Raw genomic sequence first — 21,553 nt, 5'->3', positions numbered from 1 at the left:
ACACTTGTAAATAGGAAAAAATGATTTCTTTTAGTAAGAGAAATATTTTTCTAGGACATCGAGAAGCATTGACTTTTGCCGTAGCGCGCCATAGCCACAGGAGCCAAGATTTTCTTTGCGACGAAAGCGTAGCGTCAGGAGCAGGAACAGGAGATCCAAACAGGCCACGCCTGTTTTAGCTCCTGTGTAGGCTGTGGCAGAGCGCGGAGGCTATAATACAAACCTTTCACTATTTAAATGGTATTTTTAGGATGCATTTTTGCTCATTACGAGTTATTTCTTTAAACGTAGTCTTGCTGCACGCTTTTTTGTTTCTTTGAATAACTCATCTAGCTGACGATAGCAAGCGTATTGCCCAGGCTTTGCTTTAATAAAGCGAAGGCGTTCTCTACCATTAATCGGATAGAGCTCAAAGTCTGTATCTAGCCCTACTTCACTAGTTGCCGATTCTACTAAAAGCTGTTCAAAATGGGCAATACCTTGTTCCATCAAGCTTTTCGCTTCACCATTTCTTGCTTCGTGGGCGGCATGAATTTGTGCCTCTAATGCTTCCCACTGAGCAAACCATGCATCGACCGTTTCCTTTGAAAGAGCTTCTTTGTTTACTTCAATCACAGCTTTACCAATCCCTTCTTCAGACGCTTTTGCCCTTCTCGACAGTCAGGTAATAGTGGGCATTCATGACATTGTGGGTTTTGCGCCTTACAATGATAGCGTCCAAAGAAAATCATTTGATGATGCGCACGGCTCCAGCGTTCAATCGGTGTTTTCTTCATAATCGTTTCTTCCACTTCAAGCACCGAATCCTTCCACCTGCAAAGACCTAAACGCTTTGTAATACGCTCAACATGTGTATCAACGGCCATAGCTGGAATATCAAAGGCAACCGATAGCACAACGTTCGCCGTTTTACGCCCTACACCTGGTAGTGTGACAAGCGCTTCCCGATTGGCTGGAATTTCGCCGTCGTATTCGTCAATCAGTCTCTGACAAAGAAGCTGAATATTTTTTGCTTTATTACGGTATAAGCCAATCGAGCGAATATCGTTTTGTAGCTCTTCTAAATCTACAGCTAAGTAATCACTCGGTGTTTTGTATTTTTGGAATAAATTTTTTGTCACGCGATTGACCAGTGCATCCGTGCATTGTGCCGATAACAGCGTCGCAATCGTCAGCTCAAATGGATTGTCATGCACAAGCTCACAATGTGCCTCTGGAAACATCTCATCCATCACGTCTAAAAAGTGAAGCCATTTTGCTTTTGTTAGCACGTCACTTCCCCCTATTCCCGTTCATCTAGCCAATTATAAAACATGCCACTTTTTACTGGCTGTTCATGGGCTGGCTGAACTACTTGTACAGAACGGCTTCTAAATTGCTCCGCATGCTGTTCTATTTGTTTGACCGATGTAATATTTTTCTTTTTCCATTCAAATAAAATCCGATCGATATAACGAAGTGAGATTTTCCCTGCTACAACCGCTTCTTTTAATGCTGCTTTAATAATGGCAGGTGTGTGTCCATCCTTATCAAACCACATTGAAATCGTTTCAATCTCCATCGGTGATAGCAATCTTCCAAATTCTTGTTCAAACATCATAAAAATTTCGCCCTCGTCATTTTTGGCACTCATTTCAGATTTGGCCATCGCTTTTTGGTCGAGTAGTTGCATAATGCGCTCCCAAAGTGGATATAATGAATACTTTTCAAAAATCATACCGTTGTTGTCTACACCTTGTGTAATTTCTAAAAAGCCTTTTTGAAGGAGTCGCTGAATGCGAATTGTTATATCATTTGCCGTAAAGCTCGTACGCTTCGCTAAATCCTCGGGTGTTGGAAAATCGATACTTTCCTCAAAGAAGCTTAACAGATGCATAATTAAAACTGCTTCATCATCTAGTATACCGAGCTCTTTATATGTTTGGAAAAAGAAGTGTGGCACAGTAACATGCCGTTGTTGTGTCCATGAACGGAGTCGGTTGTAATCATTATTCATTTTGTTAGACTCCTTTCTTTTTACAGAATAGAAAGCGTCCGAAACCACATTCGGACGCTCTCTTTTTTCTATATCTCGTCTTATTATCTACAATAGGTCATTTTCATGTTTCATTAAGGATATAAACGATTTAATAAACGCGGGAATGGGATTGTTTCACGAATGTGCTCCGTTCCTGAAATCCATGCTACTGTACGCTCTAAGCCTAGACCAAAGCCCGAGTGCGGTACAGACCCTTGTTTACGTAATTCTAAATACCATGCGTATGCATCCATTGAAAGATTATGCTCTTCCAGACGTGATTTCAATAAATCATAGTCGTGAATACGCTCAGAACCACCGATAATTTCCCCGTAGCCTTCTGGTGCAATTAAGTCCGCGCAAAGTACTACATCGTTACGCTCTGGATGTGGCTGCATATAAAATGGTTTAATGCCTACAGGATAACACGTAATGAATACAGGCTTATCATATGCATTGGCAATCGCTGTTTCATGTGGTGCCCCGAAGTCATCACCCCACTCAATATCGTCAAATCCTTGCTCGTGTAAGAATGTAATCGCATCATCGTAAGAAATGCGCGGGAACGGTGCTTTAATGTTTTCTAATTTAGAAGTATCACGACCAAGGCGTTCTAAATCTAGCTTACAGTTTTTCAGTACTGATTGAACGATATGCTCCACATATTGCTCTTGTACTTCTAGGTTTTCTTCAAACTCAACAAACGCCATTTCTGGCTCAATCATCCAAAACTCAATTAAATGGCGACGTGTTTTTGATTTTTCAGCGCGGAATGTTGGACCGAACGAAAATACTCTTCCTAACGCCATCGCAGCCGCTTCCATATACAGCTGACCTGACTGAGAAAGATAGGCATCTTCATCAAAATATTTTGTCGCAAAAAGCTCAGACGTACCTTCAGGAGCAGATCCCGTTAAAATGGGCGGGTCCATTTTTGTAAAACCATTTGCATTAAAGAATTCATATGTTGCTCGAATGATTTCATTACGGATTTTCATAATCGCATGCTGCTTACGTGAACGCAACCAAAGATGACGGTTATCCATTAAAAACTCTGTTCCGTGCTCTTTTGGTGTAATGGGGAAGTCTGTTGCCGCATGAATGATTTCAATACCTGTTACGTTCAGTTCGCAACCAAATGGCGAGCGCTCATCTGCTTTCACTTCACCCGTCACATACATCGACGTTTCTTGCGTTAACCCTTTGGCTACGGCAAATAATTCTTCCCCGACTTCTGCTTTTACAACGACGCCCTGTACAAAACCAGAGCCATCACGTAATTGTAAAAACGCAATCTTACCGCTTGAGCGTTTGTTCGCTAGCCAAGCACCTAGTTTAACTGTTTCGCCAATATGCGAAGGCATATCCTTGATCATAATTTTCTTCATACAATGTCCTCCAAAATGAGAGAGCAGTAATTAGTCTTGCCATTTGGATTTTACAAATGTATCAATCCGACGAACTGCTTCCTCTAGTAATTCTAGTGATGTTGCATACGATAAGCGGATTGTCGCATCTGCCCCAAAGCCTGAACCTGGAATGACTGCTACATTTGCTTCTGTTAATAGCGCAGCTGCAAATGCATCAACTGATTCAAAGCCTGTTTTCGCTGCTGCTTCAGCCACATCTGGTAATAAGTAAAACGCACCTTGTGGCTTTAACACTTTAAAGCCAGGAATGGCAGCAAGCTGTGGGTAGATTTTCTCTAGACGCGATTCAAATGCTTGGCGCATTTCTTCTACAGCATCTTGCGGGCCATTATATGCTTCAACCGTTGCATATTGTGCTGTTGTTGTAGCATTCGAAGTTGAGTGTGAAGCAAGGTCTGTCATTGCTTTAATAATATCAGCGTTACCTGCTGCATACCCGATGCGCCAACCTGTCATTGAGTGCGATTTCGCTACACCATTTACAACAATCGTACGCGCTTTAATATTTTCTGACAATTGCGCGATAGAAAAATGTTCCACACCATTGTATACAAGTTTTTCATAAATTTCATCTGATACGATTATAATATCTTTTTCTTCAGCAACTTTTGCTAATGTTTCAAGTTCTTCACGAGAATAAATCATACCTGATGGGTTCGATGGTGAATTGATGATCACTGCTTTTGTTTTCTCTGTTACGGCTGCTGCTAATTGTTCTGGCGTAATTTTGTACCCTTGCTCAGCTGTGCCTTCCACATAAACTGGTACACCACCTGCTAATTTCACTTGTTCTGGATACGATACCCAATAAGGAATTGGAATAATTACTTCGTCGCCTTCGTTTAGGATCACTTGGAATAATGTATATAATACGTGTTTCGCCCCAACACCGACCATAACTTCATTTGCTTTGTATGTAAGGTTGTTATCACGCTGTAATTTATCAATGATTGCTTGTTTTAATACTGGTAAACCGCCTGCTGGTGTGTACTTTGTTAACCCTTTGTTCATCGATTCAACTGCAGCGTCTAAAATATTTTGTGGTGTATTAAAATCTGGTTCCCCAGCACCTAAGCCGATCACATCAATCCCTTGCTCTTTTAGCTCTTTTGCCTTTGCTGTAATAGCTAAAGTTGAAGATGGTGTTAAAGTTTTTACTCGATTAGCTAATAATTGTTTCAAGAAAATCTCTCCTCTACAAATTCAATATGCGTTTCCACCATTGCCCGTCTTCAAACAAAATATACACATAATTTAGCTTCTCTGCGTCATTCGTATAGGTGATTTCCCATACGGCGCCTGCTTCCTCATAGCCTAATTTTGTATGAATTATTTCTTTTACATTCGTTTCATTACGTAAAACCGATAAAGCTTGTTCCTCTGTAATACCGTCTTGCAAAAATACTTCCTGAATCAAATCCTCTTCTAAGCTGATTGGAACAAATATTGCTTTTTGCTTACCGTATTCATCTTCCCCGAATACCGTAACATACGGTTTATTCCCATTGTAAACATAACTATTTGAAACAATTGCAAGAGACTTCGACTCGATGGCTAAATCCTCTGCTTTTTGTTCCCATTTATTAAATGGAGCATCGGCTTTCCAAAGGACTAAAGAAACGATAGCAAGACCTAACGAAATCATAAATATGATGCCGAAAATGAGCCAATTTTTCATCGTACCACCTTCTTTAATCTATATGCCGAAAAATATTTATCTAGTCGCTTCATCTTGCTACCCTGCTTTCTTTCCTCATCGTTCATTATTATACCAATCTTCAAGTGCTAATACCATATCCCGCAGTGATAGTTTTTGTACAGAAATCGGTGGTAATGCATGGATAAACTCATGTCCGTAAGATTTCGTTTCAATTCGTCGATCTAGTACAATGAATACCCCTTTATCTTGTGACGAACGGATTAGACGACCAAACCCTTGCTTAAATCTTAAAATGGCTTCTGGAAGAGAAAGTTCAGTAAACGAATTTCTCCCTTGCGCCTGTATATAATTAGCACGTGCTTTGAATGTTGGCTCATCTGGCGAAGAAAACGGTAATCGTACAACAATGACTGACGCAAGACCGTCCCCTGGTACATCTACCCCTTCCCAGAAGCTATTTGTACCAAATAAGACAGACTGATTGAACTTTTGAAATGCTTTTAAAAGACGCATGCGACTACCTGGTGTCACACCTTGGGCAAATACCATATACTCATCGAGAAGCCCACTATCTTGAATGAGTTCTACTGTTTCCCGCAACATTTGTTGTGATGTAAATAAGACGAAACAGCGTCCTTCTGTCGTTTTTACTGTACGTGTCACAGCATGAGCAACCGCTTCAATATACTCTGATTGACTAACCGTCTGAATATCCGGCATATCTGTTACAACAAATGCTTTAGCCCCATTAAAGTAAGTCGCTGGTGCTTGTAATACTTCTAGTGGCACATCACGCGCAATACCTAGTTGATCGGTTATAAAATGGACATTATGCGGTACCGTCATTGTGCCCGATGTCCAAATAATCCCTACCTTTTCTCGGTATGCACTAAACAATTGTTCAATGGTGGATGTCACTTGAATCGGCTTTTTCAGTAGTTGCAGGGAGCTTGGGATACTGCGTCTATCTACCTCAATCCACGTTGAGTACTCGGTATTGGAACGTAAAAATACATCATCCCACTGTGCAATCGCTAATTTGTATTCTCGTATCCAAAAGCGCCACTCATCTAAAATAAATACATGTTCTGGTGCTAACTCATCTACACTTTTTTCGAATTGTTTCCCTACCTCTTCTGCTGCATCAAGCCAACGTTGTACCATCGTAGAAAACTGTTCAAATTGTTGACGGTCAATAGCTAGTTGCTCTAAAAACACCGTCGTTTTCATATCATGTTTATTTGAACGTTTTAATTGTTGCATCAATAAATGTGTAAGATGATGCATTACTTGATCAAATTTCGCTAACATTTGCATAAATAATTTTTCTAACTGCTGCATCACTTGCATTGGTACACGATACGTTTTTAATGCCAATCGCTGTAATTTATAAAACTGCGCTTCATCCGTGTATATCCCAATCTGTCCAAAAAGGTATTTCCAGTTTTTAAACGAAAATAATTTTTCGTCTTGCGTAATAGCAGCTTGCACAAATTGATGTGCTTCATCAATAATCCATCCACCTATTTGCTCAAAAATAGGCGTTGGACGCATCAAATCCGCTAACAGCATTGCATGATTTGTTAAAAGAATATCTGCATACTTCGCTTTTCGTAACGCGCGTTCATAATAATCAAAGTCAGACTGTAGTAAAATTGAATTTTCGTTTTTGCGAATTTTATTCAGGAATAGTTGTCCCCCACCAGATACATTGATTTCATCCAAATCGCCTGTTTCCGTTTTAGTTAGCCACACAAGTACTTGTAAAATAATGAGCGTTTCATCATAAGAATCATCTTGCATCATATATTGCTGAGAAAAACGAGCTACGTCCACATAATGATTCATGCCTTTTAGGAGCGCAATGTTTACCGATTCTCCTGTGATTCGTTCAAGCCTTGGAATTTCCTCTTGTAATAGCTGATCCATTAAGTGTGATGTATACGTACTAATCCCGACTTTACATGTCGATTTCCTTGCATAATAAAACGCAGGAAGCAAATACGATAGCGTCTTTCCGATACCTGTTGAAGCTTCGATGACCCTTTCTTGCTTATGATTTAAGCTATCCCATACAAAATCCATCATTTGAAATTGTCTTGGACGCTCCTCAAAGTTTGGGACCGTTTCCTTTAGCTTTTCTATTTTTTCAGTTAGAGTAGCGGGATAATTCACTACTGGATACGAATCTTTGCCTCCAACGTATAACTTTCGCATCGCTAATTGATGGTAAAAAATATACTCTTCATAGTGTTCCACTTTGCTACGTTTTAATTGAAGTGCTTCAAAAAATAGCTGTGCTAAATTAGACCTCAAACGAAATGAACGCTTATGTAGCTGTTGCAATGTTGATAAAGGGAAACGTAGTAGCTCATCCCAGCATGTTTTTAATAGCTCTGCCGTCGCTTTTGCATCAGCATCTGCCCGATGAGCCTTTGTATGCTGAATCCCTAACTCATATGCTAAATCTCCTAGCTTATAACCTAGCGCTGTAGGAAATACAATTTTCGCAAGCTCCACTGTATCAATCACTTTGCCATGCCACTGCGAAAGTCCTACACGTTTAAACTCTGCCTGCAAAAACGATAGATCAAAATCTGCATTATGGGCTACAAAGACGGCCCCTTCTAACAACTCATATATATAATCTGCATGTGCCTCAAAAGGCAAAGCATCTCGCACATCATCATCTGTTATATTGGTTAAATCTTGAATGAAAAGCGGGATTGGCTTCCCTGGGTGAATGAATGATGTAAAAGTCTTTTCAATACACCAATCCTTCATGATGACAATTGCAATCTGAATCATCCGATCTCCGTTGGCTGGATGATGACCCGTTGTTTCTAAATCTACAATTGCGTATTTTGGACTTTCCATCATTGCTCTCAACTCACTATCCTCATAATTATATGCGCATTTTATCATAGAACATACAGTTCGGTCATGCTTTACATACAGGTATTAACGTTTTACATGAAAAGGTCCGTATTAAATAAAGATATATTTTAAATACATCTTTATAGTATAATTAAAGAGCAATATTGAAATTACATCGGTTTTTAGAAAGGAGTCATTAGAAATGATGAAACTAAATCATTCGTTAACTTTCCAACTCGGCACAATCATTGCTGGCATACTGATTGTCATGCTTGGGATTACCTCAATAGCTACATATATAACAGCTTATAATAAATTGTATGATGCTGCCGGTATAGAGGCATATGGCTGCGCTAACATTACAACTGGCTTGATCAACCCACAAGATTTGGAACAGGCGCTTACAGGCAACCGTGTCGCAATGGACAAAATCAGTAGTGACCTCAATTGGACAACAGGTCATAAAGATATTTTTGAAACACAATATATTTTATCGCTTGACGGCACACTTATCGCACTGGATAAAAATCTTGCAGAGAAAGGCTTTGCGCCAGGTGACTCCTTCCAAACAGATGCACAAGCGATTGACATGTTGCTTACTATGCATCATCCAACGTATTCAGAACCGTATACATTTGGGGATATGGAGCGTCTATCTGGTTATGCACCGATTTATAAAGATCATGATCCGACAAAAGAAATTATCGCCATTAATGTCATCGATTTTAATGCTAACATCGTAAAAGAGCGTACATGGGATGTTGTACGGAATGGCATTTTAATTAGTTTCATCCCTATGCTGATCGCTTCTATTTTTACCGGCTTTTTAATTCGCCGTAAAACAAAGCTCATTAGTCAATTAATCGAACAAGCAAAACAAATTGCAGATGGAAATTTAGTTGTCGCTAAAACAACAGTTAAAGGAAAGGATGAAGTAAGAGACTTAGCGCGTACATTAAATCAAATGAAGGATAACTTGCAACATATGTTGTTAACAATGCAATCTACTTCTCATCAATTAACAACGAATGCAAATGAAACGGCTAGTGCCATGGATGAAATGACAGATGCTGCGCAAACTATTGCACATAGTATGGAGGATGTAACAGTAGCCGTAACGAGTGGCATGCATCATGCAGAAAACGCATCAGGCATGCTATCCTCACTTGCACAAGATTTACAAACGATTAAAGCAAAAGCCGATGAAACAGTAGAAAAATCCAATCAAACGATGCAAATCGCCATAACGGGTGAACAACGGGCAAAAGAAACACAAAATGATATGACTTTAATCCGTCATAGTTCCAATGAAGTACAACAAACAATTGAAAATCTCGTTGCGTCCGCCACAAAAATCCAAGACATTACCACTTCTATTGGAGGTATTGCAACACAAACGAACCTTTTAGCATTGAATGCTTCCATTGAAGCGGCTAGAGCAGGTGAACATGGAAAAGGTTTTGCCGTTGTAGCGGAGGAAGTTCGAAAGCTAGCAGAACAATCGAATCAAGAAGTATTAGAAGTAGAAAAACTCGTTCAAACTATTATGGGGCTTATTCAGCAGGTGACTGCTTCAACAAAAGAGAGCACACAATCAATCGAAAAAGGGACGACAACGGTGCAGTTAACTGCTCAATCACTTAGTGATATTTCGTCTGCTGTAGCCGAAACGGTCAGCGCGATTACAAACATCTCAAATTTAATAACGGTAGAAACAGCAAAATCCGATCATGTTGCTCAAATGATTGAACAGCTAACAGAAGCGATCCGTGAAATTGAGAGCACAATGTTAAACATTTCAGCAGCGATTCAAGAAACAACCGCTAGTATTAATGAAGTGACACAAGGTTCAACTAAAACAAATGAAATGGCACAACAATTAGAATCATTTGTCGGTACATTTAAACTAAAAGAATAATAACCGTTTTATATACTAAAAAAGCGCGATTACTTTGTCTAAAATTAGACTAGTAATCGCGCTTTTAAAATAATCATCCATATAAAATTAGAAAAACGCACTACATAAAAGTAGCGCGTGTTAACGTATATGTAAATCGAGCAGGGGCTCATCTTCCCTGCTCTAAAAGCAAAAACTCCCTAGCAAATCCGTGCTATAAACGGGAACTTTTGTTGTAAAGTAAAAACTTTACATAGGTTGTTTGGCACCTAAACTTCATTATACTCAAAAGTTAGCAAAACTTCAAGGTGTAGTAGTTACTATAATGAAAGAAAGTATGATTCAACACTAAAATCTACTACTTTCACGAAGCATGCTTTTCTTTTTGAAATACCCACTTCCGCTGTACAATAAATGCAACAATAAACAACGTCGTATCTACAAATACTTTTAATAGCACTTCACCGTTGTGTAGCCATTCACTATACAATAACTGCACTAAACTCGCTGAAGCTAACATAATAAATACCGCTAATACATAATACCTGTAAAATGATTTTTTGGAGCCACTCTTAAAAACAGCATGGCGATTTACATAATAATTAAAGAGAGAAGATAACAGACGTGCCAACACCGTTGCAATTACAATAAACGACATTGGGGCAACGATTTTAAAGATTTTCGCAAAAAGGAAAAAGAGTAGTATATCAATTAAAAAGGAAGCTCCACTTACCATCGCATATCCAAAAAATACTTTATAAATTTGGAACGAATCGTGTAATGGTCGAAAATGAGATGATTTATTACTTTCAAGATAAACCGTTTCAATCGGAATTTCTACTATGGGTATTTGTAACTCTTTTAAGTTAGCTAATATATTCATTTCATATTCGAAACGTTCACCAGTCACTTGTAATAAAGCAGGCAAAAATTTAGTTGGAATCCCCCGTAGACCCGTTTGTGTATCACTAATTTTTGTACCAATGATTAGCCGATAAATAATTTTTGTGCATTCGTTGCCAAATTTAGAGCGGAGCGGAATATGCTTTTGCGAAAAATTACGTACACCTAACAGGAGAGCGTCCGCTGCCTCATGTAGTGAGTGTACAAGCTTTATAATGTCCTTTGTCAAATGTTGACCATCTGCATCGATTGTAACGATTGATCGCAAGTCTGGGCGCTCATTTAGTACATAATGAAAGGCTGTTTTCAGTGCGCGCCCTTTTCCTTGATTCATCGCGTGATGTAATATGGTTACTTCTGGAAATGTAGCTAGTTTATTAAAAATATAGCTAGCATCACTTCCGTCATTTACGATAATAATCGGACCTTTATATACTTGTCTTAACTCTTCGATGACGCGAATGGTCTTTTCATCAGGTTGATATGCCGGCATAACTATTCCTACTTCTTTCATCATGTCACCATCTTTCAAAGCAATTACACCTTGGAATCATTGCATCCGAAGGCTTGAATTTCTTATTCCCAGTAAAAAATAGTCATGATACACTAGTAAATAGTTTATTAATTTTCGAGGAATATTATGCGCACTCAACTTATTTGTTTCTTTATATTATTACTAGGCTTGCCACTTTTTCTGACGAATTGGTTACCTAGTGCTGATCATGATGATACCTATATAATCGTTTTAGGAACAAAATTAAATAAAGACGGCACACCTTCTACTATGTTAAAAAATCGATTAGATGCTGCTCTATCTTATAAAGGTCGGGATATTAAATATATTGTCAGTGGAGCTGGGGAAGCAGAAGCGATGGGGAATTATTTAATACAGCACGGGATTAATGAAAACAATATTTTAGTAGAAAAACAAGCAAGGAATACATATGAAAATATACTAAATTCTATAAAGCTTATACCAAAATCTATTACTTCCTTTACCATTATCTCAAGTGATTTTCACATTTACCGCGCACAAGCCATGGCTTCCTCGCTCGGGTACGATGTAAATACGATTGGGGTAAAAACACCACTTATTGACCGGGGCTATTGGCAATTTCGCGAAGTTATGGCAATCGGGAAATATTGGATTATCGGAAATTAAAAGGCTATTTAAAATAAAATTCAAATAGCCCTAAAACATACGAGGTAAAAATTCCGATTTAAACGTAGCATTTTTTCGTAACCATACTTTTAATATATCGCGATGTGTAAGCAATTTACGACGTCGTTTAAAACGGCCTTTCACTTCGATTAAACTTTCAAGTAACACCCTCGTCTCTGGCAAACATTCTATCGGATCAACCAACACATCTAATTTGTAATCAATTAACTGTGCTACTTGTACAGAAGTAAGTAGTTTGGCAAATACTTGACCCATCTGTACAATTTCTTCTTCTATTTCAAGCTCCATCAGCTGATATAATGTATACTCTATTTCTTTTTCTAGTTCAGTCAAAACATCGCCCCCTCCCATCTCATTATAGCAAAAAAAGTCTGCGAAAGAATTCACAGACTGTTACGAATTATAGATGGATTGCTTTGCCGAACACAGCGCTTGCCGCATCACCAATATGTTCACTTACCGTTGGATGTGGGAAAATCATACGCGCAAGGTCTTTTACGGAGCCACCTGCTACTTTTGCGGCCAACATCGCATTAATCATTTCCGTTGCGCCGTCCCCAACAACACAGGCACCGTAAATATCACCTTCAGGACTTGCTACGAATTTCATAAAGCCTTGTGTATTCCCTTCAAGTAATGCTTTAGGATTTGTCGGTAAATACATTTTTGTGACGATAGCATCAGTTGGTGCTTCATGCTCTAACATACCGAACGTCGCAATTTCAGGATGCGTATATACACAACGCGGGATTTCCATTTGATTAATGACACGTGGTTGCTTCCCTAACATATAATCCACTGCATGAATGCCTTCTGCTGAGGCAGAATGTGCAAGTTGGAAACCACCAACTAAGTCACCAATTGCAAAAATGCCCGGAATGCTTGTTTCGTAATCATTATTTGTCCAAATTAAACGCCCATCCATTTGCAGTTCAAGCGCTTCTGCAATTTTAGTATTCGGTCGACGCCCTGTTGCAAATAATAAATTATCGTATTGAAATACCCCGATGGATGTATGAATTTCATTTCCTTTTATTTCTTCAAAGGCGAAATCTGTGACAAGCTGAATACCTAACTGCTCCATTTTCTCTTTAATAATCGGTCTTGCATCTGGCTCTTCTGTTTGCAGAATATCTTTACTATGATTTAATACCGTTACTTTTGTCCCCATTGGAGCTAGCGCAAACGCCATTTCGATTGCGATAACCCCACCGCCAATAATAGTTAACTCTTCTGGTAGCTCTTGGATATCAAAAAATGTATCCGTTGTATAATAATTCGCTGTTTCAATGCCTTTAAATGGCGGCACAAACGGGCGGCTACCTGTTGCTAAAATGACATGTTTCGCTTCAAATACATCATCATCTACGGTTACTTTACGATCCCTAGAAACAGATGCTTCCCCGTGATACATTGTAATTTGTGCTTTTTCTACAAATGTTTCAATGTTATGTAGTAATTCTGCTACTACCTTGTCTTTCCGTTGCATGAGTTTAGGGAAATCAATGTTAATCGTCGGTACGGTTACACCCCAATCTGTACCACGTCTAATTTCCTGCACTAATTTACTATGCTCAAGCATAATTTTAGATGGAATACAGCCTACATTATAGCAGGCACCCCCCACTTTGTTCTTTTCAACAAGCGCCACTTTTAGACCGCTTTTTGCCGCGTGAATGGCCGCTACATATCCGCCTGGTCCTGCACCAATTACCGCCAAATCATAAATTTTCACTATGTATTCACCTCATTGTTAACGATAACATTTGCTGATTTTGTTTGCAAAAGTATTTTACAAAAAACTGTAAATTGTTCATATCCTATTGAAAATAGTACCCTAAAGAACAAAAGCGCTAAAGGGCCTGCTAATCCCCGACACGGGCTAGAGAATCTCGACAAGTGTGCTTGCCACAGTCAAAGCGTCGCGAGGGGATGGCGCTTTCGCCTAGACGTAGATGTTCTTTTCAACAACCGTAATCCACAATGCAAAATTTTATAATTTCCTGAACAACAAAAAATCGACTCCCTATTTAAAGAAGTCGATAATCCTTTAGATCGCTGCGATGATAACACAAATCCATGCAGCAAGCTGTAAAACGCCGCCAATTGGTGTAATCGCTCCAAGTTTACGAATGCCTGTTAACGATAAAATATATAAGCTGCCTGAAAAAATTAATGAGCCAATAAACATGCACCATGTTGCCGTTGTTAAGGCACCTGATTCACCTAAAATATTAATTAAAATACCAACTAACATTAATCCTAATGCATGGTACATTAAATAACGACAAGCTGTCTCCCAATTATCTGCATATTTCTGCTCCTTAAACTTATCCTTTAATGCGTGTGCACCGAATGCACCAAAAGCAACTGCTAAAAATGCCATCGCTGCTCCTAAAATAATGGCTACTTGCATCGTTTAATCCTCTTTCTATTTCTTGTTATTCATATATAATACCACATCTTCTGTCGTTGGAAGGGCTGTCATTGCGCCGACTGCTGTACAAGTTAAAGCACCGACGATATTGCTAAATTGTGTTAGTTGCTTGAAATGTTGAAAATTAAAAACTTTTAGAGTCGGATAATCAGCAAATTGCTTTAACATTGCACCGACAAATGCATCACCAGCACCTGTCGTATCGATTGCTTGAATGTGGATACTTGGGATCAGGGCACACTCCTCACCGTTCGAAATCCACGTTCCTTCTTGTCCCTTCGTCACAGCAAACCATTTCCCAAGCGGCACTTGCCCTCCGTATAACTCGAATTCCTCTTCACTCATTTTTATAAAATCGGCTAGTGCCACGCAGGCAGCTACACGCTCGCGATACACCTCTTCTCTTCCTGTCCACAAATCTGCGCGAAAATTAGGATCAAACGAGATAAAAGCACCGCGTTTTTTCAACATATGCATGACTTCCATGTACGTGTCATAAAATGGACTTGAAAGCAGTGCTGTTGCTGAACCAAAATGCGCAATTTCGACATTCAACTCTTGACGATCGATCTCACTCATTACCAACGTTTCATCTGCCCCACGGTTAAAAATAAAATCACGTTCACCACCTGAAATACGCGATACAAATGCCAATGTTGTCGGAGACTGTCCCTTTACTAACATGGCAGTATTAACTCCTGCTTCTACTAGCGTTTTTTCTAAAAAGGCACCAAATGCGTCATTTCCTACCTTACCGCAAAATTTTGCCTGTCCACCAAGTTTAGCAATGGTTGCACAAACATTTGCCGGTGCTCCACCAGCTTGCTTTTGAAAATGAGTAGCCTCTACTAAATTTACATTCATTTCAGCACAAAAAAAATCGATTAATAGTTCCCCTATGCATAATATTGTTTTCACAAGATCACCTCTCTATTTATCTTACTTTGATTATTCACAATTTAATAGTTCATAATGAGCACAAATACATCCTAAAAATACCAAGTAAATAGTAAGAGATATTAAAAGAAATTGATATCGTAGACTCCGCGCTTTGCCACAGCCTGCACAGGAGCTAAAACAGGCATGGCCTGTTTGGATCTCCTGTTCCTGCTCCTGACGCTACGCTTTCGTCGCAAAGAAAATCTTGGCTCCTGTGGCTATGGCGCGCTACGGAAAAAAAAGTGAATACTTCTCGATATTCTAGAAAAATCATTTATCTTCTCTATTCATGAATCATTTTCTTTCCATTTGTACGTATAATCGCCTACCTTCTACTATAATCAATGAGGATATTTCATTAATTTTTATTGAACACTAGTTGCTTGTAGTGGAGGCACGAGAGTGTAGCTGACGGCATGCGCCTTTCGCTACAGAGCAAAGCTTCCTACGGGAAAAGCGAGACAATCAAGACCCCGCAGGAAATTTATTTGCGACGAAAGCGAAGCGACAGGAGCACCGAAGGATGAGCGACGAGGAGGCTTGATCTCGCCCGTGGAAAGCGAGTGCCGTAGCGGAAAGCAACGGTTACCCAAATGGTAATATATATTTGTAAATTTACTCATTATAAGTTAATAGTTTATTTCGAGAGATACATTCAAATTAGAGGCATAAATACTAGATGAACATACATATGTAGTAGATAGGTGAATACTATTAGAATAGGTGTGAATCGTATGAAGAAGTTAGTAAACGCTTTCATTGCATTTTTAGTCATTGGTAGCTTTATTCTCTCAGTCTCGTTCGCAAAGGAGGAAAATGAAACTGCTTTAAGTAGTATGCACGGCGTAAATGGCGATTTTGAAGTCTATACCGTAGATAACACTGAAATACTGCCAAAGCGACACATTACCGAATCCCATATACCTGTTAATAATTTCACCGCTATTCATACTAAACAGCAAGTTGTCATACCAACATTTCTTACGCTTGTTCACAAAACAAAAATGCAAGAACAACTATACAAAACAAATGAATTGATGCTACATGATTCCATTTATCCTTTCGGTCACTTGGCGATTCATACGTCAAATGACTAAGGCGTGAGCAGTTACTTCACTGCATCACGCCTTTTCATTAGCTCATTACATGATTTTCACGTAAGTATAAAATGATTTCTTTATTATGGATTTGCTTATCTTCTCGGAATAGTGCACGTTGCTTAGATTTTTCAAATAAATACCGTTCCTCTGATGTTTCAGGAATCACTTGCGGTACTTTTACTGGCTTTCGATTTTCGTCAAGTGCTATAAATGTAAAATAGGCAATAGCAGCGATTTTATGTTCCCCTGTACGCAAATTTTCCGCATATACTTTAATAAATATTTCCATCGAACTTGTTCCTGTCCATATAACAAATGACTCAAATGTGACGGACTCTTCTGGACGAATCGGCTGTAAAAATTCTACTGTATCTACTGAAGCCGTAACACACTCACGACGACTGTGCTTTGCGGCAGAAATGGATGCTACTTGGTCCATATCACTTAATAAGCGTCCACCAAAAAGCGTGTTATGATTATTAAAATCATTTGGAAATACACGACCCGATCTCAACACACGTGAATCTTTGCAATATTTTGTTTCCTCCATTCAAACTCCCCCTATTCCCCCATATATATTTTATCTTTACTACATTCTTTCTGTACTTAAAGTTCATTTTAAGCTATTAAATGCTATTTTTCTATATATAATCCCAAAAAAACATCTCACGTTAACTGGAGCAGTCACTAAAAAAGTCGAGTCATACCAGCATTATTGGTACAAATCGACTTTTCACTTTTATAGAATGAGGGAAAACAAGAAACTTCTTACATTTTCGAATATTATATCACGCATGTTGATTTCCGCTACGGCTGACTCGCTTTCCGCAGGCACGGCTTCAACTAATTTCTTTCGGCTAATGCCGAAAGAAATGGATTTTCAGCTCGGGGCAACATGATGTTGCTCACAAAGGCGTTGCCACAGGACGTGGCGACTTTAGCCTTTGATCTTTTTCCTGCAGGAGTCGAGTCGCCTCCGCTCCAATCAACGAGCAAGCGCCTTTTTATTAATCATTTCACTAAAAAGCACGCTCATAATATACCATTATTTGTATAATAAATACACCTGATATCATATAAATTCCCAAAATTAAAAGGGATGGGCTTTTTCATTTTAAACTATTACTGTGTAGGCTTTCGCAATTTATGATTGCAATTCAATTTCTCCTGAAATATCGGTTCCTTGAAGCGCTTGTGTAGCAAGACGATCTGCTTCCGTATTTTGTTTTCGAGAAATGAGTTCGTATTCAGGAATGATCCCTAATGAGTGTAACTTACCTTCTATTTTATCTGCCCAGCTTGCTAAATTTTGCTCATAGGCTGGCCATTCCCCGTTTAATTGATTGATCACCACTTGGGAATCACCGATAAAGCGTACTGTTTGATGATGCACATCCATTAATTCTAATTCCACTAAACTTAAATGCAATGCTGCATATTCTGCCTCATTGTTTGAATCTAAACTTGATACATATGCATTACGACGCAAGCGGTAAGACTTACCATCTTTTTCATAATAAATCGCGACACCAAGACCTGAACCTTTTGTTTGCACGTCAAAGCCACCGTCAAAATATACTTTAATATTATGCGGTTCTGTCTCCATTTCTTTTATATACTTTTTCAACTCTTTGATCATCCATGTACTATCGTGTTCATCCATGATTTCTATCGTTTTCACACGACCAGTACGTTCTAAATCTTCCGCAATCATTAGTGTATGTTCAACACTCATCGGTTCTGAGCGAAAGATTGTCGTTGCCCCTTTAGGTGTTTTATATGTCCATTCAATTGTTAGTTTCAAGGCGAATCAAACCTTCCCTAATATTTCCTTTATTATAACAAAAAAGCCCTTCCTTTATACGTAAAGGAGGAACACGACTTAAGCAACTTATAAAATATTTTTCGATTTTCTTTTTCCAACTTTTATCTTGTTAACGAAGACATCGGAATATATTGGTTTCTGCTACAACTAACTCGCTTTTTACATATTTCTTTGAGCAAATATATGTAACTTTAAGGTAATATAAGGTAAAATTAGTACATCATTACTCATCACCGTAAGTGATGAGGATAAACCGACATTCTTGAAAGGAAAAAAACAATGACACATTCTAGTAATAACACGAAACCAAAAACGCGTACGCTTATTGCTACTCAAACTGAAGTCCCTGGAGTATTTCATATAGTCACTTCCGCTACTCCTATATGGAATAATGTAAATGAAGAAATAATAAAAACAACACTAACACGTATCGATTGGCAAGCTATAGAAACAAAACCCCACTAACTGTTAGCTCCAAAAGATAAGCTCGCTATCGTATAGACAGCGAGCTTATCTCCTCTCTTAAATGAACTAGTTTTCACATGTACGGAACTCTTTCATATACTAAGCCTTTACGTTTTCTTCGTCACCTAACATTTTGTGTAGGTATTCGATAATTTCACGAATTCCTTCTAATGAATTCACTAAAATTTTCGGATCAACACACGTAATCATCCGCTCTTCTAAATTAGCAACAGCCGTAAAATAAGCCGTTTTTGCATAATTTACAAGGCCTACTTGTTTTAAAACGCTCGGATCGAAATCTAATATTTCGCGCGCATCTGTTACAACCAGCCCATAATTTACGACATCCGTATTTAAAATAATAATACGTACTTGTTCACCTTGACTTGACTGATGATATAAAATACGTTGAAAATCAATCACTGGAATAAGCTCCCCGCGCATCCGTGTGAAACCTAACAAATAATTCGGTAAGTGTGGAATCGGTGTAATACGCTCTAACTTTTCGATCGATACAACTTGTTCTACTGGTACGGCATATTCTTCCTGCCCACAAGCAAATACAACTGATTTTTCAAATCCCATAGTAACCCCTCTTCTTATTATTTCCCTGCGCATTTTACAATTTCAACTAAATAATCCGCTAGCTTTTCTAGTTCTTCAATTGGCATACGTTCATTTGTTGTATGAATTTCTTCATACCCTACTGCTAAGTTGACCGTTGGAATACCAAACCCAGCAATAACATTGGCATCACTACCGCCACCTGAAATGCCTAATGTTGGCTCTCTATCTACTTGATGTGCTGCTGCCATTGCTATTTGTACTACTTTATCAGCTTCAGTTGCTCTAAATCCAGGGTACATGAGCTGTACCTCTACTTCTGCACGGCCCCCTAGCTGTGCTGAAACTGTTTCAAATGTTTCTTTCATATGTGCGGTTTGTGCGTTTAATTTATTCTCATCAATAGAGCGCGCTTCTGCTAAAATATATACTTCATCACAAACAATATTTGTCGCTTTGCCCCCCTCAAATCGGCCGATATTAGCGGTTGTTTCTTCATCTAGGCGACCTAACTTCATCTGTGCAATAGATTTTGCAGCGAGCGTAATGGCTGAAATCCCTTTTTCAGGTGCCACACCTGCATGAGCTGTTTTCCCAATAATCTTTGCCTCAATCCGCGCTTGGAATGGTGCTGCTACAACAATCTCCCCTACTTTCCCGTTACTATCGACCGCAAATCCATATTTCGCTATGATCATTGATGGATCAAGCTCTTTTGCACCAACTAAACCACTTTCTTCTCCCGCCGTAATAATGAATTGGATTGTACCATGTGCAATATTTTGTTCTTTTAAACGGCGCGCCATTTCAAATAACGCAGCCATCCCTGCTTTATCATCCGCACCTAAAATCGTTGTTCCGTCTGAGTAAATATAGCCGTCTTCGCGAATTTCTGGCTTAATCCCTTTTCCTGGTACAACTGTATCCATATGTACAGTAAAGTAAATCGGCTCTACATTCAGTGTACCTTTTAAAGTAGCAATAATATTCCCTGCTCCGTGTCCATTGCGTGTATGTGCATCATCTTGTACAACATCAAAGCCCATCTCTTCAAGCTTTTTCACAAGAATTGGTGCGATTATTTCTTCGTGTTTCGTTTCAGAGTCAATTTGTACCAGTTCTAAAAATTCTTTTACAACACGAGTAGTCATAAAGTACACTCCCTTTTAATCCAAAATAAGATGGTACTATTTTACCTCTATCACCAATGAAAAACAATTATTCCTATTCATCTGATAGCAATTTCGCTTTTTTTGCAGATAATTGTTCTTTTTGTTGCTCTACTATTTCAAGCTTATGTTTCAGTGCAAGCAATGTATTCGATACATCATCTAATACACGTGAAATTTGGTTTGTGGAAGTGGAGATTTTCGAATGAATGGACCATGCTGAAAATAGGTCATCAAAGAAGAAATCAGCAAATTTGACAAAACCATCTGTATCGATTTGTAATGTTTCATGTTTCATTTCTTGAATGTCTAATAATTCATTTTGAAAACGTTGAAGAGCTATTTGCGCTCGATGCAAATACGCATTAGACTTATCAAGTTCTTGGTGTTTTAATGTTGTGGCAATGAGACCCCCACCTAAAAATGTATCCCATGTTGAATAATTCTTTGCTGTTTGCAATGCTTGGGCCGCTTCAACTAGCTTTCTTTGGGCTTCTTTTCCTGCTGTAATCGCCTCATGTATTTCAGTTAATAGTTGTTGCACTAAAAATTGTTGTTCAATGATTTCATCTAATATAGCCGCTTTTTCTTGATGATTGGCCATATAGTACAGTTGAATTTTATTTTCAAGCTTTTTAATTTGATCGATTAAATACGACTCATTCATGGCATTTATTTTGTAAATCGTATCGACTAAATCATCATTTAAATCTTCCTGCATCAGTTGAGCTTCGATCAATTTTAACTCTTTCGTTGCCATCACATCTAAGCGTTCTTCTACTAACTCTTGCTGTTTGCCTGTCCATGTACGAAATACATTCACAAAAGAAAAACCTTCTAATTTGTTTAATTTTTTGCGCGCATCTTTTAAATGTTGTTCGTATTTTTCAATATTAACTGCTACATGTTTCATTTGATGTTCTAATGATGCTTGTTGCTTTTTTAACTTCTCTAATGAAAGGATTTGCATTTTATAACTTTGGAGTTGTTGTTGTAATTCAATTAAATTCATTTTTTCCTCCTTATAATATTGCGGTATTTTTACTACTATAAGAAAACTAGGACATAAGAAAGACCTGTCTTGAGC

At 38.5% G+C, this 21,553-nt stretch carries 20 protein-coding genes; 3 read left to right on the top strand and 17 right to left on the bottom strand.

Annotated features, from left to right (window positions below; all coding sequences use genetic code 11):
- Nucleotides 1-273: 273 nt before the first annotated feature.
- The 7 genes from AAGS61_RS12185 to dinG all read right to left on the bottom strand — a co-directional run bounded on the left by AAGS61_RS12185 (nucleotide 274) and on the right by dinG (nucleotide 7,987).
- Nucleotides 274-615, bottom strand: a complete 342-nt coding sequence (locus AAGS61_RS12185; RefSeq protein ID WP_391372050.1) for a YpoC family protein — start codon at nucleotides 613-615, stop codon at nucleotides 274-276.
- Nucleotides 612-1,271, bottom strand: coding sequence for an endonuclease III (nth, locus tag AAGS61_RS12180; RefSeq protein WP_391372047.1), 660 nt, complete (start codon nucleotides 1,269-1,271; stop codon nucleotides 612-614). Before nth ends, AAGS61_RS12185 begins: the two co-directional genes overlap by 4 nt.
- Nucleotides 1,272-1,282: 11 nt before the next feature.
- Nucleotides 1,283-1,996 carry a DnaD domain-containing protein gene (locus tag AAGS61_RS12175; protein ID WP_391372044.1) on the bottom strand — a complete coding sequence of 238 codons (714 nt, stop codon included), beginning with the start codon at nucleotides 1,994-1,996 and terminating at the stop codon, nucleotides 1,283-1,285.
- Between the two features lie 113 nt (nucleotides 1,997-2,109).
- Nucleotides 2,110-3,405 carry an asparagine--tRNA ligase gene (gene asnS, locus AAGS61_RS12170; RefSeq protein ID WP_391372041.1) on the bottom strand — a complete coding sequence of 432 codons (1,296 nt, stop codon included), beginning with the start codon at nucleotides 3,403-3,405 and terminating at the stop codon, nucleotides 2,110-2,112.
- 30 nt (nucleotides 3,406-3,435) lie between these two features.
- Nucleotides 3,436-4,629 carry a pyridoxal phosphate-dependent aminotransferase gene (locus AAGS61_RS12165; protein ID WP_391372038.1) on the bottom strand — a complete coding sequence of 398 codons (1,194 nt, stop codon included), beginning with the start codon at nucleotides 4,627-4,629 and terminating at the stop codon, nucleotides 3,436-3,438.
- A gap of 13 nt (nucleotides 4,630-4,642) precedes the next feature.
- Complete coding sequence (locus tag AAGS61_RS12160) at nucleotides 4,643-5,125, bottom strand: DUF5590 domain-containing protein (RefSeq protein ID WP_391372035.1); 483 nt, start codon at nucleotides 5,123-5,125, stop codon at nucleotides 4,643-4,645.
- A gap of 75 nt (nucleotides 5,126-5,200) precedes the next feature.
- Nucleotides 5,201-7,987: an ATP-dependent DNA helicase DinG gene (gene dinG / locus AAGS61_RS12155; RefSeq protein ID WP_391372202.1), complete on the bottom strand. Its 2,787-nt coding sequence runs from the start codon at nucleotides 7,985-7,987 to the stop codon at nucleotides 5,201-5,203.
- A 199-nt stretch (nucleotides 7,988-8,186) separates the two neighbouring features.
- Here dinG and AAGS61_RS12150 point away from each other — a divergent pair, with 199 nt between their 5' ends.
- Entirely contained in the window at nucleotides 8,187-9,902 is a 1,716-nt protein-coding gene (locus AAGS61_RS12150) for a methyl-accepting chemotaxis protein (RefSeq protein ID WP_391372032.1), read from the top strand.
- A 343-nt stretch (nucleotides 9,903-10,245) separates the two neighbouring features.
- Here the strand turns inward: AAGS61_RS12150 and AAGS61_RS12145 are convergent, their stop codons facing one another.
- Nucleotides 10,246-11,316: a glycosyltransferase gene (locus tag AAGS61_RS12145; protein ID WP_391372029.1), complete on the bottom strand. Its 1,071-nt coding sequence runs from the start codon at nucleotides 11,314-11,316 to the stop codon at nucleotides 10,246-10,248.
- Nucleotides 11,317-11,424: 108 nt separating this feature from the next.
- Between AAGS61_RS12145 and AAGS61_RS12140 the strand changes: the two genes are divergently transcribed.
- Nucleotides 11,425-11,946, top strand: coding sequence for a YdcF family protein (locus tag AAGS61_RS12140; protein WP_391372026.1), 522 nt, complete (start codon nucleotides 11,425-11,427; stop codon nucleotides 11,944-11,946).
- Between the two features lie 30 nt (nucleotides 11,947-11,976).
- Here AAGS61_RS12140 and AAGS61_RS12135 read toward each other — a convergent pair whose 3' ends face one another.
- The 4 genes from AAGS61_RS12135 to AAGS61_RS12120 form a co-directional block, all read right to left on the bottom strand.
- Nucleotides 11,977-12,300 (bottom strand): hypothetical protein, encoded by a 324-nt coding sequence (locus tag AAGS61_RS12135; protein ID WP_391372023.1) that lies wholly within the window; start codon nucleotides 12,298-12,300, stop codon nucleotides 11,977-11,979.
- Between the two features lie 67 nt (nucleotides 12,301-12,367).
- Nucleotides 12,368-13,702 (bottom strand): dihydrolipoyl dehydrogenase, encoded by a 1,335-nt coding sequence (lpdA, locus tag AAGS61_RS12130; RefSeq protein ID WP_391372020.1) that lies wholly within the window; start codon nucleotides 13,700-13,702, stop codon nucleotides 12,368-12,370.
- Between the two features lie 315 nt (nucleotides 13,703-14,017).
- Nucleotides 14,018-14,383: a DUF423 domain-containing protein gene (locus AAGS61_RS12125; protein ID WP_391372017.1), complete on the bottom strand. Its 366-nt coding sequence runs from the start codon at nucleotides 14,381-14,383 to the stop codon at nucleotides 14,018-14,020.
- Between the two features lie 15 nt (nucleotides 14,384-14,398).
- Nucleotides 14,399-15,322, bottom strand: a complete 924-nt coding sequence (locus AAGS61_RS12120) for a carbohydrate kinase family protein (RefSeq protein ID WP_391372014.1) — start codon at nucleotides 15,320-15,322, stop codon at nucleotides 14,399-14,401.
- Nucleotides 15,323-16,077: 755 nt separating this feature from the next.
- Between AAGS61_RS12120 and AAGS61_RS12115 the strand changes: the two genes are divergently transcribed.
- Nucleotides 16,078-16,440 carry a hypothetical protein gene (locus AAGS61_RS12115; protein WP_391372011.1) on the top strand — a complete coding sequence of 121 codons (363 nt, stop codon included), beginning with the start codon at nucleotides 16,078-16,080 and terminating at the stop codon, nucleotides 16,438-16,440.
- A 37-nt stretch (nucleotides 16,441-16,477) separates the two neighbouring features.
- On the opposite strand, the gene AAGS61_RS12110 is transcribed toward AAGS61_RS12115, so the two are convergent.
- From AAGS61_RS12110 to AAGS61_RS12090, 5 genes are all read right to left on the bottom strand, one after another.
- Nucleotides 16,478-16,993, bottom strand: coding sequence for an acyl-CoA thioesterase (locus AAGS61_RS12110; RefSeq protein ID WP_391372008.1), 516 nt, complete (start codon nucleotides 16,991-16,993; stop codon nucleotides 16,478-16,480).
- A 594-nt stretch (nucleotides 16,994-17,587) separates the two neighbouring features.
- On the bottom strand, nucleotides 17,588-18,247 hold the full coding sequence (locus tag AAGS61_RS12105; RefSeq protein WP_391372005.1) for a ribonuclease H family protein: 660 nt from the start codon (nucleotides 18,245-18,247) through the stop codon (nucleotides 17,588-17,590).
- Nucleotides 18,248-18,832: 585 nt separating this feature from the next.
- Complete coding sequence (locus AAGS61_RS12100) at nucleotides 18,833-19,318, bottom strand: chemotaxis protein CheW (protein WP_391372002.1); 486 nt, start codon at nucleotides 19,316-19,318, stop codon at nucleotides 18,833-18,835.
- A gap of 17 nt (nucleotides 19,319-19,335) precedes the next feature.
- Complete coding sequence (locus AAGS61_RS12095; RefSeq protein WP_391371999.1) at nucleotides 19,336-20,448, bottom strand: M20/M25/M40 family metallo-hydrolase; 1,113 nt, start codon at nucleotides 20,446-20,448, stop codon at nucleotides 19,336-19,338.
- A gap of 73 nt (nucleotides 20,449-20,521) precedes the next feature.
- Nucleotides 20,522-21,478, bottom strand: a complete 957-nt coding sequence (locus tag AAGS61_RS12090; RefSeq protein ID WP_391371996.1) for a hypothetical protein — start codon at nucleotides 21,476-21,478, stop codon at nucleotides 20,522-20,524.
- Between the last annotated feature and the right edge of the window lie 75 nt (nucleotides 21,479-21,553).

Origin of the sequence: Lysinibacillus sp. KU-BSD001 (assembly GCF_042920265.1) — a bacterium.
In the GTDB taxonomy this organism is placed as follows: Bacteria; Bacillota; Bacilli; order Bacillales_A; family Planococcaceae; genus Lysinibacillus_B.
This window is presented reverse-complemented; position numbering and strand designations above follow the sequence as displayed.